The sequence below is a fragment of the Amycolatopsis acidicola genome (genome assembly GCF_007713735.2).
In the GTDB taxonomy this organism is placed as follows: Bacteria; Actinomycetota; Actinomycetes; order Mycobacteriales; family Pseudonocardiaceae; genus Amycolatopsis_E; species Amycolatopsis_E acidicola.
Window position 1 is genome coordinate 37592 of record NZ_VMNW02000017.1, and the last position, 25463, is coordinate 63054.

Annotated in this window: 28 protein-coding genes; 14 read left to right on the top strand and 14 right to left on the bottom strand. The window is 69.4% G+C overall.

The window, feature by feature from the left end; all coding sequences use genetic code 11:
• The first annotated feature begins 24 nt into the window (after positions 1 to 24).
• From FPZ12_RS14350 to FPZ12_RS14365, 4 genes are read left to right on the top strand one after another with little or no spacing between them, the layout of a single operon-like run.
• Positions 25 to 2328, top strand: a complete 2304-nt coding sequence (locus FPZ12_RS14350) for a sensor histidine kinase (protein ID WP_144755029.1) — start codon at positions 25 to 27, stop codon at positions 2326 to 2328.
• The gene (locus FPZ12_RS14355) at positions 2300 to 2734 is read left to right on the top strand and encodes a roadblock/LC7 domain-containing protein (RefSeq protein ID WP_144755033.1); all 435 of its coding nucleotides are present in this window, start codon (positions 2300 to 2302) and stop codon (positions 2732 to 2734) included. Before FPZ12_RS14350 ends, FPZ12_RS14355 begins: the two co-directional genes overlap by 29 nt.
• The gene (locus tag FPZ12_RS14360; protein ID WP_144755036.1) at positions 2731 to 3105 is read left to right on the top strand and encodes a DUF742 domain-containing protein; all 375 of its coding nucleotides are present in this window, start codon (positions 2731 to 2733) and stop codon (positions 3103 to 3105) included. The genes FPZ12_RS14355 and FPZ12_RS14360 overlap by 4 nt, the downstream gene beginning before the upstream one ends.
• Entirely contained in the window at positions 3086 to 3670 is a 585-nt protein-coding gene (locus FPZ12_RS14365) for a GTP-binding protein (protein ID WP_144755039.1), read from the top strand. The genes FPZ12_RS14360 and FPZ12_RS14365 overlap by 20 nt, the downstream gene beginning before the upstream one ends.
• Here the strand turns inward: FPZ12_RS14365 and FPZ12_RS14370 are convergent, their stop codons facing one another.
• Both FPZ12_RS14370 and FPZ12_RS46390 read right to left on the bottom strand, forming a co-directional pair.
• Positions 3671 to 4420: an LLM class flavin-dependent oxidoreductase gene (locus FPZ12_RS14370; RefSeq protein WP_243769838.1), complete on the bottom strand. Its 750-nt coding sequence runs from the start codon at positions 4418 to 4420 to the stop codon at positions 3671 to 3673.
• Positions 4417 to 4572, bottom strand: a complete 156-nt coding sequence (locus tag FPZ12_RS46390) for a hypothetical protein (protein WP_243769839.1) — start codon at positions 4570 to 4572, stop codon at positions 4417 to 4419. Before FPZ12_RS46390 ends, FPZ12_RS14370 begins: the two co-directional genes overlap by 4 nt.
• Positions 4573 to 4635: 63 nt before the next feature.
• Between FPZ12_RS46390 and FPZ12_RS14375 the strand changes: the two genes are divergently transcribed.
• Positions 4636 to 5112 (top strand): MarR family winged helix-turn-helix transcriptional regulator, encoded by a 477-nt coding sequence (locus FPZ12_RS14375; protein WP_144755042.1) that lies wholly within the window; start codon positions 4636 to 4638, stop codon positions 5110 to 5112.
• Between the two features lie 209 nt (positions 5113 to 5321).
• Here the strand turns inward: FPZ12_RS14375 and FPZ12_RS14380 are convergent, their stop codons facing one another.
• The 4 genes from FPZ12_RS14380 to FPZ12_RS14395 all read right to left on the bottom strand — a co-directional run bounded on the left by FPZ12_RS14380 (position 5322) and on the right by FPZ12_RS14395 (position 9896).
• Positions 5322 to 6665: a murein peptide amidase A gene (locus FPZ12_RS14380; protein ID WP_166462737.1), complete on the bottom strand. Its 1344-nt coding sequence runs from the start codon at positions 6663 to 6665 to the stop codon at positions 5322 to 5324.
• A 266-nt stretch (positions 6666 to 6931) separates the two neighbouring features.
• Entirely contained in the window at positions 6932 to 7543 is a 612-nt protein-coding gene (gene dhaL, locus FPZ12_RS14385; RefSeq protein ID WP_144755048.1) for a dihydroxyacetone kinase subunit DhaL, read from the bottom strand.
• Positions 7540 to 8547 (bottom strand): dihydroxyacetone kinase subunit DhaK, encoded by a 1008-nt coding sequence (locus FPZ12_RS14390; protein ID WP_144755051.1) that lies wholly within the window; start codon positions 8545 to 8547, stop codon positions 7540 to 7542. Before FPZ12_RS14390 ends, dhaL begins: the two co-directional genes overlap by 4 nt.
• Entirely contained in the window at positions 8544 to 9896 is a 1353-nt protein-coding gene (locus FPZ12_RS14395) for an MFS transporter (protein WP_144755054.1), read from the bottom strand. The genes FPZ12_RS14390 and FPZ12_RS14395 overlap by 4 nt, the downstream gene beginning before the upstream one ends.
• Before the next feature lie 94 nt (positions 9897 to 9990).
• On the opposite strand from FPZ12_RS14395, the gene FPZ12_RS14400 reads away from it, so the two are divergent.
• From FPZ12_RS14400 to FPZ12_RS14410, 3 genes are read left to right on the top strand one after another with little or no spacing between them, the layout of a single operon-like run.
• The gene (locus FPZ12_RS14400) at positions 9991 to 10890 is read left to right on the top strand and encodes a dihydrodipicolinate synthase family protein (protein WP_144755057.1); all 900 of its coding nucleotides are present in this window, start codon (positions 9991 to 9993) and stop codon (positions 10888 to 10890) included.
• Positions 10887 to 12317, top strand: coding sequence for an aldehyde dehydrogenase (NADP(+)) (locus FPZ12_RS14405; protein WP_144755060.1), 1431 nt, complete (start codon positions 10887 to 10889; stop codon positions 12315 to 12317). Before FPZ12_RS14400 ends, FPZ12_RS14405 begins: the two co-directional genes overlap by 4 nt.
• Before the next feature lie 49 nt (positions 12318 to 12366).
• The gene (locus FPZ12_RS14410; RefSeq protein ID WP_144755063.1) at positions 12367 to 13047 is read left to right on the top strand and encodes a GntR family transcriptional regulator; all 681 of its coding nucleotides are present in this window, start codon (positions 12367 to 12369) and stop codon (positions 13045 to 13047) included.
• 88 nt (positions 13048 to 13135) lie between these two features.
• Here FPZ12_RS14410 and FPZ12_RS45570 read toward each other — a convergent pair whose 3' ends face one another.
• Together FPZ12_RS45570 and FPZ12_RS14415 are read right to left on the bottom strand one after the other, a co-directional pair.
• Positions 13136 to 13294 carry a nitroreductase family protein gene (locus tag FPZ12_RS45570; protein WP_166462738.1) on the bottom strand — a complete coding sequence of 53 codons (159 nt, stop codon included), beginning with the start codon at positions 13292 to 13294 and terminating at the stop codon, positions 13136 to 13138.
• Between the two features lie 89 nt (positions 13295 to 13383).
• Positions 13384 to 13839 carry a MarR family winged helix-turn-helix transcriptional regulator gene (locus tag FPZ12_RS14415; protein WP_144755066.1) on the bottom strand — a complete coding sequence of 152 codons (456 nt, stop codon included), beginning with the start codon at positions 13837 to 13839 and terminating at the stop codon, positions 13384 to 13386.
• Between the two features lie 119 nt (positions 13840 to 13958).
• Between FPZ12_RS14415 and FPZ12_RS14420 the strand changes: the two genes are divergently transcribed.
• Entirely contained in the window at positions 13959 to 15134 is a 1176-nt protein-coding gene (locus FPZ12_RS14420) for an MFS transporter (RefSeq protein WP_150980330.1), read from the top strand.
• A gap of 17 nt (positions 15135 to 15151) precedes the next feature.
• A complete protein-coding gene (locus FPZ12_RS14425) occupies positions 15152 to 15970 on the top strand; it encodes an aldo/keto reductase (protein WP_144757890.1) in 819 nt (272 codons plus the stop codon).
• Between the two features lie 363 nt (positions 15971 to 16333).
• Here FPZ12_RS14425 and FPZ12_RS14430 read toward each other — a convergent pair whose 3' ends face one another.
• From FPZ12_RS14430 to FPZ12_RS14440, 3 genes are all read right to left on the bottom strand, one after another.
• Positions 16334 to 16708 carry an STAS domain-containing protein gene (locus FPZ12_RS14430; RefSeq protein ID WP_243769841.1) on the bottom strand — a complete coding sequence of 125 codons (375 nt, stop codon included), beginning with the start codon at positions 16706 to 16708 and terminating at the stop codon, positions 16334 to 16336.
• A 458-nt stretch (positions 16709 to 17166) separates the two neighbouring features.
• Positions 17167 to 17424 (bottom strand): WhiB family transcriptional regulator, encoded by a 258-nt coding sequence (locus FPZ12_RS14435; protein ID WP_144757891.1) that lies wholly within the window; start codon positions 17422 to 17424, stop codon positions 17167 to 17169.
• A 184-nt stretch (positions 17425 to 17608) separates the two neighbouring features.
• Positions 17609 to 18619, bottom strand: a complete 1011-nt coding sequence (locus tag FPZ12_RS14440; RefSeq protein ID WP_144757892.1) for a 4Fe-4S binding protein — start codon at positions 18617 to 18619, stop codon at positions 17609 to 17611.
• An 83-nt stretch (positions 18620 to 18702) separates the two neighbouring features.
• On the opposite strand from FPZ12_RS14440, the gene FPZ12_RS14445 reads away from it, so the two are divergent.
• On the top strand, positions 18703 to 19137 hold the full coding sequence (locus FPZ12_RS14445) for a winged helix-turn-helix transcriptional regulator (RefSeq protein WP_144757893.1): 435 nt from the start codon (positions 18703 to 18705) through the stop codon (positions 19135 to 19137).
• Between the two features lie 3 nt (positions 19138 to 19140).
• On the opposite strand, the gene FPZ12_RS14450 is transcribed toward FPZ12_RS14445, so the two are convergent.
• The 3 genes from FPZ12_RS14450 to FPZ12_RS14460 are packed head-to-tail and all read right to left on the bottom strand — an operon-like array spanning position 19141 to position 22889.
• The gene (locus tag FPZ12_RS14450) at positions 19141 to 19752 is read right to left on the bottom strand and encodes an acetoacetate decarboxylase family protein (RefSeq protein WP_144757894.1); all 612 of its coding nucleotides are present in this window, start codon (positions 19750 to 19752) and stop codon (positions 19141 to 19143) included.
• 9 nt (positions 19753 to 19761) lie between these two features.
• Positions 19762 to 21435, bottom strand: a complete 1674-nt coding sequence (locus FPZ12_RS14455) for an FAD-dependent oxidoreductase (RefSeq protein WP_144757895.1) — start codon at positions 21433 to 21435, stop codon at positions 19762 to 19764.
• Positions 21435 to 22889, bottom strand: coding sequence for a flavin-containing monooxygenase (locus FPZ12_RS14460; RefSeq protein WP_279537805.1), 1455 nt, complete (start codon positions 22887 to 22889; stop codon positions 21435 to 21437). The genes FPZ12_RS14455 and FPZ12_RS14460 overlap by 1 nt, the downstream gene beginning before the upstream one ends.
• A 71-nt stretch (positions 22890 to 22960) precedes the next feature.
• Here FPZ12_RS14460 and FPZ12_RS14465 point away from each other — a divergent pair, with 71 nt between their 5' ends.
• The 3 genes from FPZ12_RS14465 to FPZ12_RS14475 are packed head-to-tail and all read left to right on the top strand — an operon-like array spanning position 22961 to position 25445.
• Complete coding sequence (locus FPZ12_RS14465; protein ID WP_144757896.1) at positions 22961 to 24001, top strand: AraC family transcriptional regulator; 1041 nt, start codon at positions 22961 to 22963, stop codon at positions 23999 to 24001.
• 35 nt (positions 24002 to 24036) lie between these two features.
• A complete protein-coding gene (locus tag FPZ12_RS14470; protein WP_144757897.1) occupies positions 24037 to 25002 on the top strand; it encodes an SDR family NAD(P)-dependent oxidoreductase in 966 nt (321 codons plus the stop codon).
• Between the two features lie 14 nt (positions 25003 to 25016).
• The gene (locus FPZ12_RS14475; RefSeq protein ID WP_144757898.1) at positions 25017 to 25445 is read left to right on the top strand and encodes a cupin domain-containing protein; all 429 of its coding nucleotides are present in this window, start codon (positions 25017 to 25019) and stop codon (positions 25443 to 25445) included.
• The last annotated feature ends 18 nt before the right edge of the window (positions 25446 to 25463 follow it).

Below are 25463 nucleotides of genomic sequence, written 5' to 3' on the forward strand. Positions count from 1 at the left end.
GAGTATTCGTGTACGGTTTGGCCGGTGTTCAAGCCGAAGCTCGGTGTCCGCGGCCGGATTCTGGCCATCGCGCTCGTGCCCAGCATCGCGCTGCTCGGCGCGGGTCTGGGCGGCGCGAGCATCCTGGTGGTCCAGGGCCTCCAGGCCGGCACCTGGTCGAGTCAGCTGACCCAGGCGCAGGACGCCGGACTGCTCTACGCCTCCACGTTGCAGGAGGAGCGCCGCCTGACGTTGCTGTCGTTGGCTGGTGACCAACAGGCCACGCAAGCCCTTGCGGCACAGCGTAAACGCACCGACTCGGGGCTGGCCGGGCTCGCCGGGATCGGGAGCTCGTTCAACGCGTTCGGCAACCAGTCGGTCGAGCAGTCGGCGGCGCAACGCCAGCAGCTCGGCGAGCAGATAACGACGCTGCGCCGGCAGATCGACGCGAAGACGGTCTCCGGCACCGACGCCTACGCGTTCTTCAACCAGCTGCTCGACGCGCTCCCCGTGGGCATGCAGGCGATCGGCCGCACGGCGCCGGACGCCGAAATCTCCTCCGCCAACACCGTCGGCGAGACGATGATCCGCGTCGTGGAAGCGCTTTCCCGGAGCATCGCGGTCGGCGGCGCGGCCGTCACCTCGGGCACGATGGATCCCGCCCGCCTGCAGGAGTTCACCAACCAGGTCGGCTCGTACCACACACTTATGACCGGCGTCGTCACCGGCTTGGAGCCCACGGAACGGCAGCTGTACCAGCAACTCATGGCGACCCCCGCGTGGACCGGCCTGTCGAAGATGGAAAGCGCGATCACGCAACGCGGTACGCAGACTTCCAGCCGGTTCGCCGCCCTGCCGCTCACCGCCGCCGAGTACCAGACCGCCGGCGCGGAGGTGAACCAGAGCTTGCAGAAGATCCTGACCGGCGCCGCCGACCACACCAACGCGCTCGCGGCCGACTACGGGGAACGCACGGCGCGGAATTCCCTCCTGGGCGGGGCCGGTGTGCTGGCGCTGACGATCGCCGCTTTCCTGGTGGCGCTGCGCCTGTCGAACCGCGTGATCCGCAGGCTCAAGCGCCTGCGCGGGGAAACGCTGGCACTGGCCGACGAACAGCTGCCCCAGATCATGGACCGGCTCCGCGCCGGCGAACCCGTGGACCTCGAAACCGAGGTGGCGCAACTGGACTACGGCACCGACGAGATCGGCCAGGTGGCGGACGCGTTCAACCGCGCACAGCACGCCGCCGTCGCGGCCGCGGTCACCGAAGCCAAGACCCGCGACGGCGTGAACGCGGTGTTCCTCAACATCGCGCACCGCAGCCAGGTCGTGGTGCACCGGCAACTGGAGATCCTGGACAAGGCCGAATACAAACAGGAGGACCCGGAGCAGCTCGAGCTGCTCTTCCAACTGGACCATCTGGCCACCCGCGAACGGCGCAACGCGGAGAACCTGATCATCCTCGGCGGCGAGCAGCCGGGCAGGCAGTGGCGGAACCCGGTGCCACTGCTGGAGATCGTGCGCAGCGCGGTCGCCGAAACCGAGGACTACGCCCGTGTCCGCACCACCCGCCTGCCCGACCTCGCGATCGTGGGCAGCGTCGTGGCCGACCTGATCCACCTGCTGGCCGAGCTGGTGGACAACGCGACTTCCTTCTCCCCGCCCGAATCGCGGGTGGAGGTGTCGGGCAACGTCGTCGGCAAGGGCGTGGTCGTGGAGATCACCGACCAGGGTCTCGGCATGTCGGAGCAGGACATGGCGCGGGCGAACGAAACGCTGCGCGAAGCACCGGACTTCAGCGTCAGCACGCTTTCCAGCGATTCGCGGCTGGGTATCTTCGTGGTCGCCCAGCTCGCCGCCCGCACCGGCGCGAACGTCCGGCTCGTCGAATCCGACTACGGCGGTGTCCGCGCGATCGTGCTGGTGCCGACGAACCTGATCGCCGACGACGCCACGAACGCCGAGCCGGTGCCGAAGCGGCGCGCGCGGATACCCGTGGCAGCAGGGGAAAACCACGCGCCACCGCCACCTCCGCCACCCGCGCCGGAGCCCGCGCCGGTGGCCTGGCCCGCGAACAACGGCACCCCGCCGGCCGAACGCGACGACCGGCCGGTGCTGCCGCGCAGGAGGCGCCAGGCCAGCATCGCCCCGCAGCTCGCCCGTCCCGCCCGCGAGCCGACGCGTGAGCCGTCGCCGCGCCGCCCGCAGGCCGCCGAGCAAGCGCGGGACCTGTTGTCCGCCATCGAAAACGGCACCCGGCAGGGCAGGCGCACCCGTCCAGACCAACCTCCGGCAGCAGCACCCGACGAACGAGAAGGCAATGGCGGACACCACCTCCGAGAACCGTAACCTCGACTGGCTGCTCGACGACCTCGTGCGCCGGCTCGCCGGCGTGCGGCACGCCGTCGTGCTGTCCACGGACGGCCTGCTGCTCGGCAGCTCCACCGGACTGTCCACAGAGGACGCGGAGCATTTCTGCGCGATGTCTTCGGCACTGCAGAGTCTCGCCCGCAGCGCCGGCACGCACTTCGACGGCGGCGGCGTCCGGCAGACCGTGATCGAGCTGGACCGGGCGGTCATGTTCGTGACCTCGGCCGGGGACAACGCCTGCCTGGCGCTGCTCACCGGCGAAACGGCCAACATGGGCATGGTCGCCTACGAGATGAACCAGATGGTGCAGCGGGTCGGCGCGTACCTGGCGACCGCGCCGCGGCGCGGCCTGTTCGAGCAGCATCCGCATCCCCGGGTTTCATGAACGACCGGCGGGCACACTGGTTCGACGAGGCCGCCGGCCCGCTGGTGCGCCCGTACGCGGTGACCCGCGGCCGCACCAGCGAGCGGCGGCACGACCTCGACATGATCACGCTCGTCGTGGCCGTGCGCCCGCCGTCGGGCGCGCACGCGCTCGAGCCGGAGTACGAGGACATCCTGCGGCTGTGCCAGTACCCGCTGTCGGTGGCCGAAATCTCCGCGAAGGTCCACTTACCCCTGGCAGTGACCAAAATCCTCGTCGGTGACCTCATCGAGGACGGTTACCTGATCTTCCGGTCCCCGCCACCGGCCCAGACCGGGCCGGTGGATCTCCAACTCCTGCAGGCGGTGCGCGATGGCATCCGGAAACTCTGAGCCCGTTCCGGCCGCGGTCAAGATACTGGTGGCCGGCGGGTTCGGCGTCGGGAAGACGACGATGGTGGGCTCGGTCTCGGAAATCGCCCCGCTGCGCACCGAAGAGACGCTGAGCGAGCTGTCCGCGGGAGTCGACGACCTGACCGGTGTGGAGGCGAAGACCACCACCACCGTCGCGCTCGACTTCGGGCGCATCAGTATCGACTCGAGCCTGATCCTGTACCTGTTCGGCACGCCGGGGCAGGACCGGTTCTGGTTCCTGTGGGACGAACTGGCCCAGGGCGCGCTGGGCGCCGTGGTGCTGGCCGACGCCCGGCGGCTCGACACCTCGTTCGCCGCCATCGACTTCTTCGAACGCCGGGAGCTGCCGTTCGTGGTGGCCGTCAACGAGTTCGACGGCGCGCCGCACTACCGGCCCGCCGAGATCCGCGACGCGCTCGACCTGGACCCGGACGTGCCGGTGCTGCTCACGGACGCGCGGAAACGCGAGGCGGGCAAGGAAGTGCTGCTCACCTTGCTGGACCACCTGATCCAGCGCGCCCGGACAAGCGCCTCGGCCGTGTGATCACGCTCCGGCCGTGGCAGGCTCGCTGGCCAACAGCTCCCGCACCCGCGGCACCACCACGGATCCGTAGAGCTCGATCCCCTTCATCATGGCCTCGTGCGGCAGGGTCCCGTTGGAGTACTTGAGGTCGAACCGCTGGATGCCGAGTGTGCGCACGGTGTCCGCGATCTTGCGCGCCACCGTCTCCGGCGAGCCGACGTGCTGCGCGCCGTGCGCGATGTCGGCCTCGAACCGCTCCCTCGTCAACGGCGGCCACCCACGCTCCGCGCCGATCCGGTCGGTCATCACGCGCGCGTGCGGCCACAGGGTTTCCGCGGCCTCCTCGTCGGTCTCGGCGACGAAACCCGGGGCGTGCACGGCGACCGGCAGACGTTCCAGCCCGAGCTGGTCCAGCGCCTGGTGGTACAGGTCGACATACGGTTTGAACCGGGCGGGCGCACCGCCGATTATGGCCAGTACCAAGGGAAATCCGTAGCTGGCGGCACGGATGACGGACTCCGGGCTGCCGCCGACGCCGACCCAGGTGCGCAGCCTGCCGGACTCGGTCTTCGGGTACACCTGCTGGTTCGTCAGCGCCGCCCGGACCGAACCCTCCCACGTGACCGCCCGCTCGGTGAGCAGGTACGCCATCAGGTCCACCTTCTCTTCGAAGAGCTGCTCGTAGTCGGCAAGGTCGTAGCCGAAGAGCGGGCTGGGCGAGCACCACCGCGAGGACTTCGCGGTGTCGGCGCTCGGGCGCGGTTCGTTCACCGAGTCCTTCCCCCGAAGGCGTCCACGCCGAGCGAGTCGGCCAGCACGGCCTGCTCCACGACGTTCCGGATCACCTGGGCGTACGGCAGCTTGGTGCCCTCGGCGTCCGCCGTCACGTCGCCGAAGGTGTCCAGCCCGAATTCCAGCTCCATACCGGCCTCAACGGTCCGGCCGCGCCGGAATTCCCGCGGGTGGTGCCGCTCACCCCACGTGACATGATGTTCGAGGTGAGCACCAACGGGGACGACGACGGTGACCCGGCGCCGCTGACCCTCTACCTGGTCAAGCGCCTGGAGCTGGTCATCCGCGCGCTGATGGACGATGCGCTCCGGCCCCGCGGCCTGACCACGCTGCAGTACACCGCGCTGACGGTGCTGCGGAACCGCGGCGCGCTGTCCTCGGCGCAGCTGGCGCGGCGCTCGTTCCTGCGCCCGCAGACCATGCACGAGATGGTCACGACGCTGGAGAAGCGCGGGCTCATCGCGCGCCACAGCCTGGAGTCCAACAAACGCATTCTGCTCGCCACGCTCACCGACGCGGGCCGGGAGCTGCTCGACGACTGCGCGCCGGTGGTGCAGGAGCTGGAAAACGCGCTGATGAACGGACTCGGCCACCGCGCCGCGTTCCGTGAGGACCTGCGGCAGGGCATCTCCGCCCTCGCCGCGCTGGCCGAGGAACGCCGCACGGACTGACTGTCCACAATGGTGTCTCGCCGAGCGCGGCCGGTCAGAGCCAGCCGCGCTCGTCAATCTGATCAGCGGGCTGTTTCCTTGCCGTGAGGGCGAAATCCGGCTCGCGGGCAGGGATCCGTGGCGCGCCGCCACCCGGCGCAGGCTCGGCGTCGTCCAGCGCCACTCCCGCCCGGCAGGGCCGCGGTGTCACCGGTCCGGCATGACAAATGTCAAACCAGCCCCAGCCGCCGCACGACGGCGAGCGCGGCGGTCACCTGCACCCCGACCAGATCCCGCAACGGGTACGGCTCCTCGGAAAACTCCGCCGCCGCGCTTTCGCACCAGGCCCCGAACAGCCTGTCGATCTCCCGGTAACCCTCCCGCAGCAGCGGAGTGTGGTTTCCCGCCGCCAGCTCCAGCGCGAGCTGCCGTCGAAGCACACTCGCCGCGCGCATCCGCAGCATGTGCACCACACTCGCCGCGCCGAACACCTCCGCCACGGTCGCGTTCCGGCCTGTCACGGCCTTCGCGACCAGATCGTGGGTGGCCGCCATCGACACCGGGTACACGAGGAAATCCCGTACCGCGCGCAACACCGGCGAAGGTACGCACAATTCCGGCTGCACCCACCGCGCCAGCTCCGCGAGCTTCGCCTCGTCGGCGCGCATCTCGCCCGCCGTCCGCTGCAGCACTTCGTCGTAGGGCTGCCCCGAATCACGTGCGTCGGCGGCTTGGGGCACGCGCCAGAACGGCACCTCCGTGATCAACGTGGTGGTGCCGTGGCGGCTCGCGTAGTGCGTGCTCGAACCGCCGTGCCGCGCCTCCACGGCCCCCACCCCGCGCGCGCTCGCCTCGATCACCGACTCGGCCGGCGGCATCAGATACACGCCGGGGCCGGGACTTTCCCAGCCCAGCGTGTCGATCGGCCCCAGCGCCAACGGCACCCTGCCCGCGGCGGCGACCGTCGCGAGGTCCTCCGCCGTCCCGGGCGGTTCCGGCGCCAGTATGAAGAAGACGCCGCCGAAATCCGTGTTGTGCAGCGAATACTGGAACTTCGGCCGCAGTTCGTCGATCACCCTGGCCAGCGCCTGCGTCTCCGGCAGCATCCGGTCGAACCAGGCGCGTTCGTCGGTGACCGGGAAGGTCCACTCCGGCTGGTCCGCGGTGGCGGGCCGGTAGAACCCCTCGTGGTAACGGCGGATGGTGTGCGGCCCGGTGAACCAGCCTTCGTTCATCCGCGTGCCGTCGGGATCGATGCAGGGCACGAAATCCCAGGTCACCCCGTCCCGCAGCCGGGGATCTCCGGCGACCAGCCTGGCCAGCACGAGCACGGTGAGGAGCCCGATCGGCTCGTTGGGGTGCGGGCCGCCCACCACGAGCGCGTGGTCCGGGCCTGCTCCGATCGACAGCAGCCGCAGCGGCTCGCCGAGACGGGACGTGCCGATCCGCCGCAGCCGCGCCGCCGGGAACTCCGCCGCCAGCGCGTCGACCGCGGCGTTCTGTTCGTCCACCGTGCACAGCTGCGCGAACTCGGGTATCCCGTCCAGGTACCGCACTATTTCGCCGAGCTCCACCGCGGCCTCCGTTCCCCAGGAAATCATCCCGTGAAAAACAGCCGAGTACTGCGGCGAAATCCATCCTGCCGGTTCACGGTGGCCGCCGTCGCTTCCCCAGGTGGAGGATGGTTCTTGGCAGATCGTCGTGCTACGCGCCTGCCGCGCCGGGGTTTGGCGCACCCACCACACCGGGTACCTCGGCAGGACGGGCGTGAGGTTCCCGGGGACCCTGCTGACCCGAGGCCCCAGGTTTCAAGCTACGTGACCTGGGGCCGCTCCCTTTTCTAGTCCACTGTGGACGCACCGAAGAGCAGGCCGATGGTGGCCGCGCCGGGGTCCGGCACACCGACTGCGTGCTCCCCGACGTAGCTCGCGCGGCCCCGGCGGGCCCGGATGTCCTTGGTGCGCCGGGCACCGTCGACGGCGGCCGCCGCCGCGGCTTCGAAGGCCCCCTCGAGTGTGGCCCCGTCACCCAGGCCACGCAACGCTTCCGCGGCCGGGGAAAGCGCGTCGACCAGAGTCTTGTCGCCGACCTGCGCCTCGCCCACCCGCTGGATCGCGGCGAGCCCTTCGGCGGTGCCCTCGGCGAGCGCGGGTCCGGTGAGCGTCTCGCCCGCGGCCTTGGCCAGCGCCTGGAACAGCAGCCCGAACAACGGGCCGCTGGTGCCGCCCACCTTGTCCAGGAACACCGTTGCCGTGATGGACAGCACCTCGTTCGCGGACGCGCTGTCCGGCACGGCGGCCAGCTCCGCCTGCACGAGCTTCACGGCTCCCGCGATGTTGGCGCCGAAGTCACCGTCGCCCGCCGCCTGGTCGAACTCGGTGAGCCGCGGCTCGTTGGTCAGGACCCGGTCGGCGAAGCCCAGGATCCATTGGCGTGCGGTGATGTCCGTCATCGGGCCTCCTCGTTGTGCCAGGCGGCGGACTGCGCGGGGGCGTCCCACAGTCCGGTCAGTTCGTCGTCGGTGCGCGTCAGCGACAGGGAAAACCCGCGCATGTCCAGCGCGGTCACCACGGAACCGACCAGCTGCCGTTCCAGCACCACGCCGCGTTCGGCCAGCAATACGGCCAACCGGTCGAAGATCCCGTACAACTCCAGCGGCGTGACCCCGCCGAGCCCGTTCGCCAGTGCGATGACGCGCGCGCCGCTTTCGAGGCGCAGCGAGGAGATCAGCGCCTCCGTCATGTCGCGCACGAGGCCGTCGATCGCGGCGTCGTGGCGTACCTCACCGGATCGTTCACCGTGGATGCCGACGCCGTATTCCACGGCGTTTTCGGGCAGTTCGAACGCCGGGCGGCCGGTGCCGGGTGACGTCTGCGCCGCCGAGGCGACGGCGATGCTCCGGCTGGCGTCCACGATCTGCTTGCCGAGGCCCGCCAGGTCGGTGAGGGAACGGCCTTCGTCGGCCGCCGCGCCGAGCAGCTTCTCCACGATGACCGTCGCGCCGGTGCCCCGGCGGCCGACCGCGATGTCCTCGGAGTCGGTGGCCACGTCGTCGTCCACGAGCACGCGTTCGCAGCGGATCCCGTCGTGCTGCAGGCGTTCCGCGGCGATGCCGAAGTTGATCCGGTCACCCGTGTAGTTCTTCACGATGTGCAGCACCCCGTCGGCCTTCGCGACGGCGCGCGAAGCTTCGTAAACCTGGCGGTTGTGCGGGGACGCGAAGATCCGGCCGGGGCACGCCGCGTCGAGCAGGCCGCGGCCGACGAACCCGGCGTGCATCGGCTCGTGCCCCGAGCCCCCGCCCGAGACGAGCCCGACCACTCGTCCGGGCGCCGGCGCGACAGCGCTCAGGTAACCCGGATCGGGCGTGTGGGACACCAGGCCGGCGTGCGCGCGGGCGAACCCGGCGAGCGCACGATCGACCAGGTCGTCGGGCGAGTTCGCGAAGTAGCTCATCGAGCGGCTCCTGTAGTGGTGGTGACCTTCGGCGTGGTGGTGATTTCTCCACGACGTAACGGGACGGTACACAAACTGGACACGACCGCCACCGCGATCATGTAGACCACGACCCAGCCCCAGCTGCCGCCACCTGCGACGATCAGGGCCGAGCCGAGCAGCGGCGAAAGCCCGCCGCCGAGGGTGGCGCCGAACTGTTGGGTGATCGACAGCCCGGTGTAGCGGACGTCGACCGGGTAGAGGTTGGCGAACAGCGCGGCCTGCGCGCCGTACATCGCGCCGTGCCCGACGGCCAGCCCGAGCGACATCGCCACGGTGATCAACACCGGGTTGCGCGTGTCCATCAGCAGGAAGAACGGAACGGCAAGGACGAGCTGGAAGAGCGCGCCGGCGATGTAGAGGCGGCGCCTGCCGATGCGGTCGGACAACCGCCCGAAGTACGGCAGGGTCAGGCATTCCAGCGCGCAGGCGATCAGGATGCCCAGCAGCACCGGGGTCTTCGCCATGTGCAGTTGTGTTGTGGCGTAAGACAAAGCGACCACGTAGTAGACGTTGAACAGGCCGCTCTCGGCGATCTTGGCGACGATCGAGGCCAGCACGTCGCGCAGGTGGTGCTTGGCGACGGCGGCCACCGGGACCTTGTGCGAGTCGGCCTCGGCGCGGAATCGCCGGAATTCCGGGCTCTCACTGATCTTCAGCCGCAGGTACAGTCCGACCGCGATCAGCACGGCCGAGAGCAGGAACGGGATCCGCCACCCCCAGGACTCGAACTGCGCGTCCGTCATGACGGTGTCGAGGATCGACACGACGCCGACCGGGATCAGCACACCGGCGGGGGTGCCGATGTGCACGAGGCTGGTGTAAAAGCCCTGCCTGTTGCGCGGCGCGAACTCCATCGCCATCAGCACGCCGCCGCCGTACTCTCCGCCCATGCCGACGCCCTGCAGCAGGCGGATCACCACGAGCAGGATCGGCGCGGCGATGCCGATGCTGCCGTAGGAGGGCAGCACGCCGATCAGCACCGTGCCGAGCCCCATGATCAGCAGGGTGGTGACCAGCATGGCCTTGCGGCCAAGCCGGTCGCCGAAATGCCCGAAGAGCACGCCGCCCAGCGGACGCGCGAGATAGCCGACGAAGAAGGTCGAAAACGACGCGAGCGCCCCCACCGCCGAGGACACCGAGGGAAAAAAGATCTTGTTGAAGACGAGCGCGGCAGTGGTCGCGTAGAGGGTGAAGTCGTAGTACTCCACCGTGGTGCCGAGCGCACTGGCGATGGCGACCCGGCGCGCGGCGGCACGGTCCACCGGCTGCGCGCCTCCGTCGTTCTCCGTTGAAACGGCTTCGGGCATGGTCACTCCTTTGATTCCGTGCAAACTAGAATATCAGATCTTTCATCTCTGATACTATGCACCTGAAGCACCGCGTGAGAACGGAGAACCACCCATGTCAAAGCTCGAACTGCAGGGGATCATCGCCACGGTGGTCACCCCCTTCGACGCGAAGGACGAGGTCGACTACGACCTGCTGCGGGGCGAGATCAAGTACCTGCTCGACTCCGGCGTCACGGCGATCTGCGCCTGCGGCAGCACCGGCGAGGGGCACACCCTCTCCGCCGAGGAGAGCGCCCGGATCTGCGCCACCGTGGTCGAGGAGGTCGCCGGGCGGGTGCCGGTGATCGGCGGGGTGATCCAGAACTCGACCGCGCAGGCCATCCGGTACGGCAAGGCGCTCAAGGAAGCGGGCGTCGACGCGCTGCAGGTCACGCCGGTGCACTACGTGTTCTCGCCGTCCGAGGACGAGAGCGTCGAGTACTACCGGAAGATCGCGGCCGAGGTCGGGCTGCCGATCGTGCTGTACAACGTGGTGCCGTGGGCGCTGCTGGGCGTGGACGTGATCGAGCGGCTCACCGAGATCCCGGAGATCATCGCGGTGAAGCAGAGCGGTGGCGACATCCACCTGCTGGCGCAGATCCTGCACCGGGTCAAGGACAAGATCACCGTGCTGGCCGCGCTGGACGATCTCCACTACCCGTCGTTCGTGATGGGCGCGCACGGGGCGCTGGCGGCGATTCCGACTGTGACGCCGAAGCTTTCGGTGCAGCTGTGGGATGCCGTACAGCGTGGTGATCACGAAGAGGCGCTGCGCCTGCACAACGTGATCCTCGGTGTGTGGACGGCGATCGACGGGCCGAACCTGCCCGCGCGCATCAAGGCGGCGCTGGAGCTGCAGGGCCGCCAGGGCGGGCTGCCGCGGCACCCGTTCACCCCGGCCACCGACGCCGAGCGCGCGACCATCAGCACCGCACTGGAGGCCGCGGGTCTGCTGGCGGAGCAGGGAAAATGAGCACGACGTCCGAAGTGGACAGTGTCGTAACGGCGGCGGCCTCGGCGGCGCGCTGGGCCGAAGACCTCCCGCGGGACGACCGCGCGGCGTTGCTCGAAGCGATGGCCGACGAACTCGAGGCCGACGGCGACGCGATCGTCGAACTGGCCGATCGTGAGACCTCGCTGGGCGAAAAGCGCCTACGGGGCGAGCTGACCAGGACCGCATACCAGCTGCGCCTGTTCGGTGAAACCGTCCGCGAGGGCGGGTATCTCGAGGCGGTCGTCGACCACGCCGGGGACACGCCGATGGGGCCGCGCCCGGACCTGCGCCGGATGCTGGTGCCGCTCGGCCCGGTCGCGGTTTTCGGCGCGAGCAACTTCCCGCTGGCGTTCTCGGTGCCGGGCGGCGACACGGCGGCCGCGCTCGCCGCGGGCTGTCCCGTCGTCGTGAAGGCGCATCCGGCGCACCCGGAAACCTCCCAGCGCTGTTTCGACGCGCTTTCCCGTGCGGCGCAAGCGAAAGGTGCACCATCGGGGTTGCTCGGGCTGGTGTTCGGGCAGCAGGCCGGGGTCGACCTGATCACGCATCCGGCGATCAAGGCCGCGGCGTTCACCGGCTCGCCCGCCGGTGGCCGCGCGCTGGGCGAGCTGGCCGCGAACCGGCCCGAGCCCATCCCGTTCTACGGCGAGCTGGGAAGTATCAACCCGGTCGTCGTCACCGCCGCGGCCGCGGCGGAGCGTTCGGAGCAGCTGGCGAGCGGCCTGGCCGGGTCGGCACTGCAAGGAGCCGGCCAGTTCTGCACGAAGCCCGGGCTGGTGTTCCTGCCGGATTCCGAGGCAGGGCAACGCATCGCGGACGGGATGGCCGAGGTTTTCCGGACCAGGCCGGAGCAGACCATGCTCACGCCCGGCATCCGCGAGGCGTTCGAACGCCGGGCGGACGAGCTCGCCACGCAGGGAGTGGCCGAGGTCGTGCATGAGGCGGGCGGGCGGCTGTTCTCGGTGTCCGCCAAGGAGTTCACGGAGCCGATGGCCGACGAGTGCTTCGGCCCCGCGACCGTCCTCGTCCGCTACACGGGCGAAGACGATCTGGACGCGGCGTTGGCGAAGGTCCCCGGCTCGCTGACGGCAACGGTGCACAAAGGACAGTCGGACGACGTGACCGAGCTGGTGCGGACCCTGCGTTCGCGCAGCGGCCGGGTGCTGTTCGACGGCTACCCGACCGGCGTCGCCGTGTCCTGGGCGCAAAATCATGGCGGCCCGTGGCCGTCCACCACTTCGGCGTTGCACACGTCGGTGGGGATGACTTCGGTGCGGCGGTTCCTGCGGCCGGTCACGTGGCAGGACGCGCCGGAGGCGGTGTTGCCGCCGGAACTGCTGGACGAGCCGGCGGACCGATTCCGGGTGCCGCGGCGCGTCGATGGGCGATGGCAGGCACGCGGGTAGGCGGCGGACACTAAGATCGCGCGGGTCGATCGCAAGGAGGTGAGGCGGGATGGCGCCGGACGTCGAGATCGTGACGGACAAGTTGTCCGAGCAGATCTACCGCCTGCTGCGGAACCGGATCGTGCACGGGAGGCTCGAGCCGGGGCAGCGGATCGACCTGCCCGCGATGATCGCCGAGCTCGGGATTTCGAAGACCCCGCTGCGGGAGGCGCTGGCCAGGCTGGAGATCGACGGCCTGGTCAGCACCAAACCGCGGTCGGGCACCTTCGTCGCGCGGCTGACCACCAAGGACATCCGCGAGGTGTGCGACCTGCGGCGCGGGATCGAATGGGCCGCAGCCGCGGATGCGGCGCGGAACATCCCGGAGGACCTGCTGCACGAGCTGCGGGCCGAGATCACGGAGGCGGAGCGCAAGGCCGAAGACGGGGATTACGAGCCCTTCTTCGAGAGCGACCAGCGCCTGCACCAGACGATCATGACGTACTCGCGCAACGAACGGCTGATCCGCGTGCGTGATTCGGTGGAGGCCTACGTGCAGTGGATGCGCGTCGTCGGCGCCACCGGCACGCACCGCATCTCGGGGTCGACGCGGCGGCATCTGGAGATCGTGGACGCGATGCTGGCCAGGAAGCCCGCGGCCACGGCGTCGAAGCTGGCGGTGCACATCGAGGAGGTCAAGATCTGGACCATCGAGGACTTCGAGAAACTCGGCCTCGACAAGCGTCCATAACGGACAGTCAGTCCAGGTGCGTCAGCAGTTCTTCCAGTGCTTTGCGCCCCGTCGGCACCGCCGAGCGCCCGGCGACCGCGACCGCAGGTCAGCCCAGCGCGACGGCATGCCGCGCCTGCCAAGGGGGAACGAACCCCACGAGCCGCGCGGCCTCGACGATCTCGGTCACCTCGTCCTCGGTGACCGCCTCCCCGGTGAACCATCGCGTCGCCCGCAACCCCGTGATCAGTTCGTATGCGCCGCCCATGCCGCTCAAGCTACTGACCGGCGCTCCGGCCCGGCCGTGTCGGCCGGCCATGTGCGCGACCCCCGACCGCTCCCGATCGCGATCAGCGCCTACTGCCCCGCCGGCAGCGCCAGTTTCCCCAGCGCGTCGACCAACGGCGCCAGCTCGGGCAGCTCCTCCGCCCCGGCCAGTGCGCCGGCGAGCGCCCCGTCGTGGGTCGGGCGCGCGTCATCGAGCAACGCCTGCCCCGCCTTGGTGACCTCGGTGTAGATGCCGCGCCGGTCGTCGGCACACAGGTAGCGCTCCAGCAAACCGCGCGCCTCCAGGCGGGCCACCAGCCGCGTCGTGGCGGACTGGCTCAGCACCACGGCATTGGCCAACTGGTTCATCCGCAGATGAAAACCGTCCTGCCGCGCGAGCACGTCAAGCACGGTGTATTCGCTCACGGACAGCTTGTGCGACTGCTGCAACGCGCGCTCGAGCTTGTCCTCGATCCGCGCGTGCAACGCGGCAAGCGTGCGCCAGCCCTGCGCCCGGGCTTCGACGGCGTCGTCGTCGAGTGACACGGTTCACCGCTCCTCTCGGCTCATCCACCTCGCCCCTTCATCATTGCATGCTACGGTAGGCGACGCGTGCAATTACCCGCGTGTGCAACTATTGCAAACGTCTCCTAAAGGAAGGGATCATGCCTGCCGCCCTGTTCGCGTTGGCGCTGAGCGCCTTCGGCATCGGCACGACCGAGTTCGTGATCATGGGCCTGTTGCCCGAGGTCGCGGGCGATTTCGGGGTGTCCATCCCGACCGCGGGCCTGCTCATCTCGGGGTACGCCCTGGGCGTCGTGGTCGGCGCTCCGACGCTCACCGCCTTGGGCTCCCGCGTGCCCCGCAAGACCGTGCTGGTCTCGCTGATGGGCTTGTTCATCCTCGGCAATCTCATCTCCGCGCTGGCCCCGAGCTACGGGCTCCTGATGACCGGGCGGGTGGTCGCGGCCCTGTCGCACGGCGCGTTCTTCGGCGTGGGCTCGGTCGTCGCGGCTTCCCTTGTCGCACCGTCGAAACAGGCGAGCGCGATAGCGATGATGTTCACCGGGCTGACCGTCGCCAACGTGCTCGGCGTCCCGGGCGGGACGGCGCTCGGCCAGGCCTTCGGCTGGCGGTCCACGTTCTGGGCGGTGAGCGCGCTCGGCGTCGCCGGGCTGATCGGCATCGCCGCGCTCGTCCCGAAACAGACCACGACGGCGGGAGCCGGGCTGCGCAAGGAGCTCGCGGTGTTCCGGCGGCCGCAGGTGTGGCTCGCGCTGGCGATGACCACGCTCGGCTTCGGTGGGGTGTTCGCGTCGTTCACCTACATCACGCCCATGATGACCGGGGTCGCCGGCTTCCCGGGCGGCGCCGTCACGTGGCTGCTGGTGCTGTTCGGGGTCGGGCTCGTCATCGGCAACGTGGTGGGCGGGCGGGCCGCGGACCGTTCGCTCATGCCGAGCCTCTACGTGATCCTGGCCGCGCTGTCCGTGGTACTGCTGGTATTCGTGTTCACCGCGCACTCTCAGCTGCCGGCCGCCATCACCATCCTGGCGTTCGGGATGGCCGGGTTCGCCACCGTGCCACCCCTGCAGGCCAGGGTGATGGCCAAGGCCGAGGGTGCCCCCGCGCTGGCCTCGGCGGCCAACATCGGCGCCTTCAACCTCGGCAACGCCGGCGGCGCCTGGCTCGGCGGCCTCGCGATCGAACACGGGCTCGGGTACACCGCGCCGAACTGGATCGGCGCGGTGCTGGCCGCCGCCGGATTGGTGGTGGCGGTGATCTCCGGTCTGCTGGACCGGGTCCGCCGCACCGAACCGGCTCTGTCCACTGTGCACTGAAAGGAAATGCCACCCGAATGAATACGATCACCCTGAACAACGGCGTCACCATGCCGCAACTGGGATACGGCGTCTTCCAGGTGCCCGAAGCCGAGACGCGGGAAGCCGTCCGGAACGCGCTGGAAGCCGGGTACCGCAGCATCGACACGGCCACCGTCTACGGGAACGAGGCCGGAGTCGGCCGCGCCATCGCCGAGTCCGGGCTGCCGCGCGACGAGCTGTTTGTCACGACGAAGCTCTGGAACAGCGACCAGGGTTACGACGAAGCGCTGCGCGCCTTCGAGAACAGCCGGAAGCTGCTCGGCCTCGAGTACGTCGACCTGTACCTCATCCACTGGCCGGTGCCGGAGCTGGACCAGTACGCCGAGTCCTGGCGCGCGCTGGAAAAGCTCCACGCCGACGGGCTCGTCCGCGCCATCGGCGTGTCGAACTTCCAGCCCTCGCACCTGGAGCGACTCGGCGGCGACGTGGTCCCGGCGGTGAACCAGATCGAGTTGCACCCGTACCTGACCCAGGTCGAGGCACGGAAGTACAACGCCGAGCACGGCATCGCGACCGAAGCGTGGAGCCCGCTCGCGAAGGGCGGCGCCCTGCTCGCGGACCCGGTGGTGCGGAGGCTCGCCGAGTCCTACGACCGCAGCCCGGCCCAGATCGTGCTGCGCTGGCATCTGCAGCTGGGCAATGTGGTGATCCCGAAATCGGTCACCCCGGCGCGGATCCGGGAGAACCTCGCGGTGTTCGACTTCGACCTGACCGAGGCCGACGTCGCCGCTCTGTCCACTTTGGATCGGGGCGAGCGCACCGGCCCTGACCCGGACACGTTCAACGTGCACTGACCTGGCTGATGGTGGGGGCCGCGAGCCCGGCCCCCACCACGCCGGATCAGTCGGCCAGTGCCTCGGGGACGACGCCGCACAAAGAGCTCACGCGGAACCGAAGCTACGAGAGCACCCCACCTTGAGCGAGCACCGACAATTCGCGGCCAACTGCTGAGCAAGACTCCGCAGTATGACCACGAAAACCCGCGCCGCAGCGGGTGGAGAGGCACGGCCGACGCCGCAAGAAGAGCTCGCGCGGAAACGGAAACTACGGGAGCCGCCCACCTCGAACGCCATCACCCAAACCGAGATGCCACCGCCCACGAACGCGGACTGGCGCGCCCGCCCCGAAGGCGGTGACAGCTCGAAGACAGCGCCGGATCAGTCGGCCAGTGCCTCGGGACGGTTGCGGCACACGGTGATCTCCTGATCGAGGCCGGTCAGCTGGAGCGGACGCGCCGTGGCGTTGCTCTCCGCGACGACGCGCAGCGACGTCCGCTCACCGGCTTCCTGGTGCGCCGCGACCAAGGCGGTGAGCCCCGCGGAGCCGAGGAAGTCCACCCCACTCAGGTCGACGACCAGCCGCTCCGGCCGGTCACGCAGCGCAGCCATCAGCGCCTTCTCGAACTCCGGAGCGGTGACCATGTCGATGTCCCCCGACACGGCGAGTACCGCGGCCTCACCGTGCTTCTCCACGGTGACCTGCACGATCTGCCCGCTCTGGGTACCGGCTTGGGTCGAATCGGCTTCACTCACGGCGTAAATATCTCACAGCTCAAGGGACAACTCCCATCAACGGACTGGTTGTGCGCGAGGCCCGGCCGCGCCGGAACAGGACACGCTCCGGCCGGGCGGCGGGAGCCTGGTCGTCGCGGACCACATCGTCGGCGGCAGCGTGCGACACGGGCCGGAACAACGAATGTTCGACGACGGCGACCACAGCACATACCTCCGGACGGGGCCAGCGGGCCAGGACACCCAGCGAGACCTCCGCGGCTGTGCTTTCAACCGCTTCTGGCCACTGTTTAGCATGGACAGAACGGTCTGTACAGCCCGGCTGGGGCACCTGGCGTAACGGCACCAGGCAGTTCGCCGTCGCCGAGAGAATACTCACGATCAGTGACCGGACAGGCAAAAGCGCACCGCGGAACCCGATGGGCCGCACGGTGCGCTTCCATGCCTCGTCCGGACTCCCCAGCCCAGGACCGGAGCGGTCAGGCCGCTCCGGCTGGGGACCGGCGAACCAGCTTGCGCCGCTCGCTTCCGGTCAATCCCCCGAAGATTCCGTAGTCCAGACCGGCATCCAACGCGGAACTCAAACACTCCGCGCGGACCGGACAGCGAGCGCAGACGGCCTTCGCCTGCGCTACCTGCCGGGCACCCGGGCCCATCTCGGACACGGGGAAGAACAACTCGGGGTCCTCGTCCCGGCAGGCGGCCCGGTGCTGCCACTCGACGTGGTCGCTCTTCATCTCGTGCCGCCTCCTCTCCTGGCGTTTCGTGGACATGGCTCCGCCCCGTCTGCTCTCGAAAGGGAGGAGGAGACGAGGCGGTCGCAAACCAGCCGGGGAATTAACGCACATCCGGCCCGGATGATTCCCGTCCTTCGATTGTGGTGTCGCGCACCACGGCGTACCCGGACCGGGGGTGATCCAATCAGACCTCTTTGACGTTCTTCCGGGGAAACCGCCGCCGGGCGTACTCGCCGGCCGGGGAGCCCGGTTTGACGTAGACGGTCTCTTCCTTGTCCTGCAGTGGCCGCAGAACGTCGGCGAGGAACTGCTTCCGGTCCTCCAGATAGGGCGCGAGCACGTCCTCGCCCGCCGGGCAGACAGCCATGCAGTAGGCCGCTTTGTAGTTGGCCTTGAACGAGAGGCTCTGCCACATCGAGGCGTTCTCCGCGGTGCTCACCCGCTCGCGGAAATCGGCGCCGTTCTCGCTGTCCGCGATCGTTTCGACCCAGTCCGTGAACCCGCCCATGAATTCCCGGTAGTTGTGGGTGGAGCACGCCGCCGGATCGAACGCCCCGTCCTTCCCGATCGCGCCGACCGGGCAGGCCGCGACGCACAGTTTGCATTCCAGGCAAGGGCTGTAGTCCAGCGGCTCGCCGTACTCGCTCACTTCGGCGTCCACGAGCAACGTCGCGAGCAGGACGAAATTGCCGAAGCGCGGATGGATCACGTTGCGGTGGATCCCCATCACGCCCAACCCCGCCGCGACGGCGACCGTCTTGTGCGCCACCACCCAGATCCGGCCGGGATAGCGGTCCATCTCCATCGGGAACGTGGCCGACGGGTTGATCGCGCGATGCCCCGCGTCCTGCAACGCCGTGGTGATCTCGCGGGCCGCCTCGTTGATGATTTCGCCGCTGCGATGGAACTCCTGGTTCGCGACGCTGCGCGCGGGGCTGCGGACGTTGTCGCGGTTCATCCGGACCACCAGCGACACCAGGCTGCGCGTGCCGGGCAGGGCGTTCAGCACGTGCGGCACCTCGCCCGCCAGCTCCGGGTGATCAAGGGAGACGGCGGCGACGTCGTCCGCGCCGGCAGCGAGCGCGATCTCGCGGAGCCAGGCGAAGTCGATCACCGTGGGCCTGGGCGACGGCCCGCGTTCGAGCACCCGGCGCACCGACGGGTGATGGGCGATCTTCGGCGGAAGCTCGGTCACTGGGGACACCTCTCCATGAGTTGGAAAACCAAACTCACAGTCTCACGTGCTAAGTTGGATTACAAGACGAGGAGGTGTGCCCGATGTCAGCCCGCGAATGCTCGATCGCCAACGCGCTCGGCGTGATCGGCGAACGCTGGAGTCTGCTCGCGTTGCGGGAGGTGCTGCTCGGCGTCCGCCGGTTCGACCGGATCGCCGCGAACACCGGCGCCAGCCGCGACATCCTGGCCACGCGGCTGCGCAAGCTGGTCGAGGCCGGGGTGCTGGAGAAGGAACAGTACGAGGAGCACCCACCGCGCTTCGAGTACGTCCCGACGGCGGCGGGCCGCGAACTCGCCCCGATCCTGCACGCGCTGATGGATTGGGGCGACCGCCACGTGACAGAGGGCCCGGCCCCCACGGAGTGGGAGCACACCTGCGGAGCCACGCTGCACACCCGCATGGTCTGCGCCCACTGCGGTGAGCCGGTGGAGGCAGGCGGGTCGAAGTTGATCAGGCTGGGCGGGGTGCCTCAGTAGGCCCTACCGGGCCCGAGGCCCGAAGCGCAGCTCGAAATCCTCCGCCTTGACCGTCGCGAAAGGACGGTTGCCGGTCAGCCAGGACAAGGAACCCGCGGTACGCCAACGGCCGTTGGCCCACCGGATCCGCCCTCGCGCGCGAACCGGCGTCCGGGCCAGCTCGTCGTGGAGCGTCTGCAGCACGGTGCCGGTCACGGGGAACGGCAGCGGCAAACCTGGCGTCACCGGGCGCACTTCGGCCTCGGCCAGCAACGACGAATCCGAGGCAGTGCCGGTGAAAGTCGGCTCGTGCACGAGTTTGAACTCCGCCAGCTCCTTGGGAATCCCCCACAGCTCACGCCCGCCGTCACGCGAGGTCGGGCTGTCCACCCAGATGTCGGTGATGCTCAGCCCCACCCGCCTGCCCTGGCGCACCAGCACGCCGGCCAGCAATTCGTGATACGGCAACAGGCTGCCCGGCAGGTAATCCACGAACGCCGTGGCGACGATCGCCTTACCGAACAACGAAACAGCCGTGACCTCAGGTGGCAAAGCGGGCAGCGAACGCACCGGCACGAGCCACAGCGAAACGTATCCGTGCCCGTGCAGGTCCCAGGGCTCGTCGGGGTAATCCATGGGCAGGCCTCACTTCGGGGTGATGGACAGCCGCAACGCGCCGGGCGCGGCTTCGGGGACGACCGGGTTCTTCGGGGCGACCGGCCGCAGCCGCACGTACCGCGCGCCGAGCGGCGGACGCTGATCGGCTTCGCCTTTGTTGGGCCACAACGACATCGCGCGTTCGGCCTGCGCGGTGATCGTCAGCGCCGGGTTCACGCCGAGGTTCGCCGAGATGGTCGAACCGTCCACGACGTGCAGGCCGGGATTCCCGTACAGCCGGTGGTACGGATCGACCACACCGGACTCCGCCGAGTCACCGATCGCGCAGCCGCCGATGAAATGACCGGTCAGCGGAATGTTCACGAAATCGCTCCACGCCCCGCCGGGAATACCGTCGATCCGCTCGGCCACGTGCCGCGTCGCCTCGTGGCCCGCCGGGACCCACACCGGGTTCGGCTCGCCGATCCCCTGCCGTGTGGTCATCCGCCTGCCGAACAGCCCGCGTTTGGTGTACGTCGTCAGCGAGTTGTCCAGGCTCTGCATCACCAGCAGCGCGATCGTGCGCTCGGACCAGTGCCGCGGGTTCAGCAGCCGGCGCAGATCCTTGCGGTACCGCACCATTTCCCGCAACCCGAGCAGCCAGCGCGGCCGCCCCTTCTTCGCGTCCACCAGCACGGTCATCAACAACCCCATCAGGTTGCTGCCGTGCCCGTAGCGCACCGGTTCGATGTGGGTGTGCGCGTCGGGGTGGATCGACGACGTGATCGAAACTCCGGCCGAGTAGTCGACGTCGTCGCCACGGGCTTTCGCCGCCAGCACGGCTTCCGAGTTCGTGCGCGACAGCATGCCCAGCCGTTGTGACAGGAACGGCAGGCTGCCGTTGTCCCGCAGCCGGTGCAGAAGTCGTTGCGTACCAAGCGAAGCGGCCGCGAAGATGACCTGCTCGGCAGTGAACGTGCGCGTGACGCGCGTGCCGGTGCGCTTGACGTGCACGGTGTACCCGCCGCCCGGCCGCGGCCGCACGTCAGTCACCGTGGTCAGCTCGTGCACCGTCGCGCCGGCCTGTTCCGCCAGGTACAGGTAGTTCTTCACCAGCGTGTTCTTCGCGTTGTGGCGGCAGCCGGTCATGCATTCGCCGCAGTGGGTACACGCGTTGCGCGCCGGGCCGAGGCCGCCGAAGAACGGGTCCGCGACGCGCGCGCCGGGCTCACCGCCGAAGAACACACCCACCTGCGCCGGATGGTAGGTCTCGCTGACCCCCATGTCCTCGGCCACGCCGTGCATCACCTCGTCCGACGGGCTGACGCGCGGGTACTCCGAGACCCCGAGCATCCGCTTCGCCTGGTCGTAGTGGGGCGCGAGCTCGTCACGCCAGTCGGTGATGTGGCCCCACTGCGAGTCGCGGTAGAACGCCTCCGGCGGTTCGTACAACGTGTTGGCGTACACCAGAGAACCGCCGCCGACCCCGGCACCGGTCAGCACGAGCACGTCCCGCAGCATGGTGATCCGCTGGATGCCGTAGCAGCCGGCGCCCGGCGCGAACAGATAGTCGCGCAGATGCCAGGAGTTCTTCGCGAAGTCCTTGTCCGCGAACCGTTTCCCGGCTTCGAGCACGCCGACCCGGTACCCCTTCTCGGTCAGCCGCAAGGCGCTGACGCTGCCCCCGAACCCGGAGCCGATCACCAGTACGTCGTAGTCCATCAGGCAACCTCACGATATGCACCGAAATCCACCTTCGCCGTGCGACGGTGGTACTCCCACACCAATCCCGGCCAGTTGGTCGAAATACGCCCGTTCGGCTCGCGGTACCAGCTCGAACACCCGCTCCACACGCTGTGCGCGAGCCGGTGCTGCACCTCCGCGTCGAACCGCTCCGCCACGTCACGCCGAACGTCCACACAGGACCCGCGCCGCAGCAGCTGCATGATGTAACGGCACTGGCGCTCCATCATGAAGATGATCGAGTTGCCGCCGAGGTTCGTGTTCGGCCCGTAGACGAGGAACATGTTGGGGAAGTCGGGAACGCTGATCCCGAGGTAAGCGTGCGCCCCGCCGGCCCATTCCGTGGCCAGCTCGCGCCCGCCGACGCCGCGGATCTTCATCGGCGCGAGGAATTCCGTCGCCTTGAACCCGGTGCCGTAGATGATCACGTCGGCCTCGTGCACCCCCGACGCGGTACGCACGCCCTCCGCCGTGATCTCCTCGATCGCCCCGGTCTCGACCTCCACATTGGACTGCGCGAGCGCCGGGTACCAGTCGTTGGAGAACAACAGCCGTTTACAGCCGATCGGGTAGTCCGGCACGAGTTTCTTCCGCAGTCCCGGGTCGGGCACGCCGCGCTCGAGGTTCCACCTGAACAGTGCCCGCACCAGTTTTCCCAGTGGTTGCACGGAAGTGAGCGCCATCGTGAGCAGCTCGCCGATTCCCCAGGTGCCGACCCGCCCGGCCAGCTGGGTCACCGGCAGCGCGCGGTAGACGCGGTGGTGCCAGCGGGTGTAGTTCCGGTCGGTCTTCGGGATCACGTACGGCGCCGTGCGCTGGAAGACGGTCAGCTTCCCGGCCAGCGGCTGGATCTTCGGCACGAACTGGATCGCGCTCGCGCCGGTGCCGATCACCGCCACCCGCTTCCCGGTCAGGTCCACGTCGTGGTTCCACTCCGCGGAGTGGAACATCTCGCCGGCGAAGCTGTCCGCGCCAGGGATGTCCGGCACGGCGGGCCGCGACAGCTGCCCGACGGCAGGGATCAGCACGTCGGCCTCGAAGGTCTCGCCGTCGGCGGTCTCGACGCGCCAGCGCCGGGAGTCCGTGTCGAACTCCGCGCCGGTGACCTCGGTGTTCAGCCGCACCCGGTCCAGCACGCCGAACTTCGTGGCGGTGCGGCGCAGGTACTCGAGGATGTCCGGCTGCTCCGAGTAACGACGCGGCCACGTCCGGTTCGGCGCGTAGCTGTAGGAGTACAGCGGCGAGGGCACGTCGCAGGCCGCGCCCGGGTACGTGTTCTCGCGCCAGACCCCGCCGATGTCCCCGGCTTTCTCGAACACTCTGAAGTCGGTGAACCCCGCGCGTTGCAGGGTGATCGCCATCCCGAGCCCGCCGAATCCGGCGCCGATGATCGCGACCGTCGGGCGGCGGTAAGACGTCCGTGGCTTACTCACGGGTACGACGGTAGAGCGGCGCCCCGCCCCTGGCCAAGACAACAGCGGTCAGACGATCCATAATTTCGGCCATGACGCAGCTACCGGAGCCGGTCGTCCGGCACTGGGACTTCCCGAGGGGCAACGCGAGCGTGTGCCTGCTGGTCCGGTTCGGCACCGACCACGGCGTCGCCGAGCAGCAGCTGCTGGCGGGCAGCGGGCTCACGCCTGCCCAGCTCGCGGACCCGGCGGCACTGGTCGACGCGCATCAGGAGCTGCAGGTGGTCCGCAACCTCGCGGCCGCGCTGCCGGACGCCGGGCTGGCCGCGGGCACCGAGTACCACGCGACCACGTTCGGGATCTTCGGGTTCGCGTTCATCAGCAGCACGACGATCCGCGACGCGGTCAACCTCGCGCTGCGCTACCTCGACCTCAGCTTCACCTTCAGCATCCCCCGTGCGCGTCTCGTCGACGGGCAGGTCCTGCTCGAACTCGACGACAGCGCACTGCCCGCGGACGTGTCCCGTTTCCTCGTCGAACGGGACCTCAGCGCCATCCACACCGTGATCGGCGAGCTGCTGCCCGCCGGAGTTCCGTTGACCAGCCTGGGTTTCCGGTTTCCCGAACCCTCCACAGCGGACGAACTCGAGCAGTTCTTCGGCGTGGCGCCGCTGTTCGGCCAGGAAGCCAACGCCGCCACGTTCGACGCGACCTACCTGGACCAGCCGCTGCCCCAGGCCAACCCGCAGACCGTGGCGGTGTGCGAAGCGCAGTGCCGGGACCTGGTGTCCCGGCGGCGAGCCCGCGCCGGGATCGCGCACGAAGTTCGCGCGAAGCTCACCCGCGTCGGCGCGATCGCCGAGGGCATGCCCGGCGTCGCACGCGAGCTCAACATGAGCATCCGGACCCTGCGCCGCAAGCTCGACGAGTCCGGCACCAGTTTCCGCGCGCTGCAGGACGAAGTGCGCGAGGCGCTCGCGGAGGAGCTGCTGACCACCGGCGCACTGTCCATTGAGGACGTTGCAGTCCGGCTCGGGTACGCCGAGGCCTCCAGCTTCATCCACGCCTTCAAGCGGTGGAAGGGCATCACCCCGGCGGCGTTCGTCCGTGCCCGCCGCCCGACGCTGATTTGACCTGGAGCGCGGTCCAGCTCCTAGGCTCGGATTTCGTGACCACGACACAGCACAAAATCGGCTCGGGCTTCGGCGCGGAGACCACCGCGGACGAGGTCCTGAACGGCATCGATCTGTCCGGCAAGCTCGCGATCGTCACCGGCGGCTACTCCGGACTGGGCCTGGAAACCACCCGCGCGCTGGCGAAAGCGGGCGCGCACGTCGTCGTTCCGGCCCGTCGCCCCGACGTCGCTCGCGAAGCGGTCGACGCCGAGGTCCGCGAACTGGATCTGGGCGACCTGGAGAGCGTCCGCCGGTTCGCCGACGAGTTCCTCGCCTCCGGCCGCGCCATCGACATCCTGATCGACAGCGCCGCGATCATGGCCTGCCCGGAGACGAGGGTCGGCCCGGGCTGGGAGGCCCAGTTCGCGACCAACCACCTCGGCCACTTCGCCCTCGTGAACCGCCTCTGGCCCGCCATCGCGCCCGGCGCGCGCGTCGTGTCGGTCTCCTCGCGCGGGCACCACTTCTCCGGCATCCGCTGGGACGACCCGTGGTTCGAGCAGGGCTACGACAAGTGGCAGGCGTACGGCCAGGCCAAGACCGCCAACGCCTTGTTCGCCCTGCACCTGGACAAGCTCGCCGACCGCGGCGTACACGCCTTCTCCGTGCACCCCGGCAGCATCCTCACCCCGCTGCAGCGCTACCTCCCGCCCGACGAGCAGGTCGCCAACGGCTCGTGGGTCGACGAGCAGGGCAACTCGAAGAGCACGTTCAAGACCCCCGAACAAGGCGCCGCGACCCAGGTCTGGTGCGCGACCTCGCGGCAGCTCGACGACTTCGGCGGGCAGTACTGCGAGGACTGCGACATCGCCGAGCCCGCCGGCGACGAGGAACTGCGGATCGGTGGCGCGCGCCCCGCGGTCCGGCTCGGCGTGCGCGACTGGGCCACCGACCCGGAGCAGGCGGCCCGGCTGTGGACCATGTCGGCCGAGTTGACGGGCGTGAACGCCTTCGCGTGAGCCACAATGGCCGGATGAGCGACCAGTGGCACCAGCCGTTGCGGCACATCCGCGGCGGCGAGTTGAGCGGGGACACGAACCAGACGAGCGGGATGCGGCGGCTGGAGGCGGTGTCCGGCAAGACGGTCGGCTCGGAAAAGGTGTGGATGGGCGAGACGCACGTCGGCCCCGCCACCAACTCCGGGGACCACCACCACGGCGAGGCGGAGACCGCGATCTACGTCAAATCGGGGCATCCGGTCTTCGTCTTCGCCGAGGGGGACGAGGAGGTCCGGCTGGAGACCAGCCCCGGCGACTACATCTTCGTGCCGCCGTACGTCCCGCACCGCGAGGAGAATCCCGGCGAAGAGGACGCGGTGGTCATCATCGCCCGAAGCAGCCAGGAGGGCATCGTGGTGAACCTGCCCAGCCTGTGGGCGGAAGTGGACCGGACGGAAACTTAGTTCCCAGATAGCGGACGC

Coding starts and splice junctions, on each gene's coding strand:
- FPZ12_RS14355 (WP_144755033.1), top strand. CDS start 2,300: ATGGCGGACACCACCTCCGAGAACCGTAACCTCGACTGGCTGCTCGAC.
- FPZ12_RS14360 (WP_144755036.1), top strand. CDS start 2,731: ATGAACGACCGGCGGGCACACTGGTTCGACGAGGCCGCCGGCCCGCTG.
- FPZ12_RS14365 (WP_144755039.1), top strand. CDS start 3,086: ATGGCATCCGGAAACTCTGAGCCCGTTCCGGCCGCGGTCAAGATACTG.
- FPZ12_RS46390 (WP_243769839.1), bottom strand. CDS start 4,572: ATGGAGCTGGAATTCGGGCTGGACACCTTCGGCGACGTGACGGCGGAC.
- FPZ12_RS14375 (WP_144755042.1), top strand. CDS start 4,636: ATGATGTTCGAGGTGAGCACCAACGGGGACGACGACGGTGACCCGGCG.
- dhaL (WP_144755048.1), bottom strand. CDS start 7,543: ATGACGGACATCACCGCACGCCAATGGATCCTGGGCTTCGCCGACCGG.
- FPZ12_RS14390 (WP_144755051.1), bottom strand. CDS start 8,547: ATGAGCTACTTCGCGAACTCGCCCGACGACCTGGTCGATCGTGCGCTC.
- FPZ12_RS14395 (WP_144755054.1), bottom strand. CDS start 9,896: ATGCCCGAAGCCGTTTCAACGGAGAACGACGGAGGCGCGCAGCCGGTG.
- FPZ12_RS14400 (WP_144755057.1), top strand. CDS start 9,991: ATGTCAAAGCTCGAACTGCAGGGGATCATCGCCACGGTGGTCACCCCC.
- FPZ12_RS14405 (WP_144755060.1), top strand. CDS start 10,887: ATGAGCACGACGTCCGAAGTGGACAGTGTCGTAACGGCGGCGGCCTCG.
- FPZ12_RS14410 (WP_144755063.1), top strand. CDS start 12,367: ATGGCGCCGGACGTCGAGATCGTGACGGACAAGTTGTCCGAGCAGATC.
- FPZ12_RS45570 (WP_166462738.1), bottom strand. CDS start 13,294: ATGGGCGGCGCATACGAACTGATCACGGGGTTGCGGGCGACGCGATGG.
- FPZ12_RS14420 (WP_150980330.1), top strand. CDS start 13,959: ATGCCTGCCGCCCTGTTCGCGTTGGCGCTGAGCGCCTTCGGCATCGGC.
- FPZ12_RS14425 (WP_144757890.1), top strand. CDS start 15,152: ATGAATACGATCACCCTGAACAACGGCGTCACCATGCCGCAACTGGGA.
- FPZ12_RS14435 (WP_144757891.1), bottom strand. CDS start 17,424: ATGAAGAGCGACCACGTCGAGTGGCAGCACCGGGCCGCCTGCCGGGAC.
- FPZ12_RS14445 (WP_144757893.1), top strand. CDS start 18,703: ATGTCAGCCCGCGAATGCTCGATCGCCAACGCGCTCGGCGTGATCGGC.
- FPZ12_RS14450 (WP_144757894.1), bottom strand. CDS start 19,752: ATGGATTACCCCGACGAGCCCTGGGACCTGCACGGGCACGGATACGTT.
- FPZ12_RS14455 (WP_144757895.1), bottom strand. CDS start 21,435: ATGGACTACGACGTACTGGTGATCGGCTCCGGGTTCGGGGGCAGCGTC.
- FPZ12_RS14465 (WP_144757896.1), top strand. CDS start 22,961: ATGACGCAGCTACCGGAGCCGGTCGTCCGGCACTGGGACTTCCCGAGG.
- FPZ12_RS14475 (WP_144757898.1), top strand. CDS start 25,017: ATGAGCGACCAGTGGCACCAGCCGTTGCGGCACATCCGCGGCGGCGAG.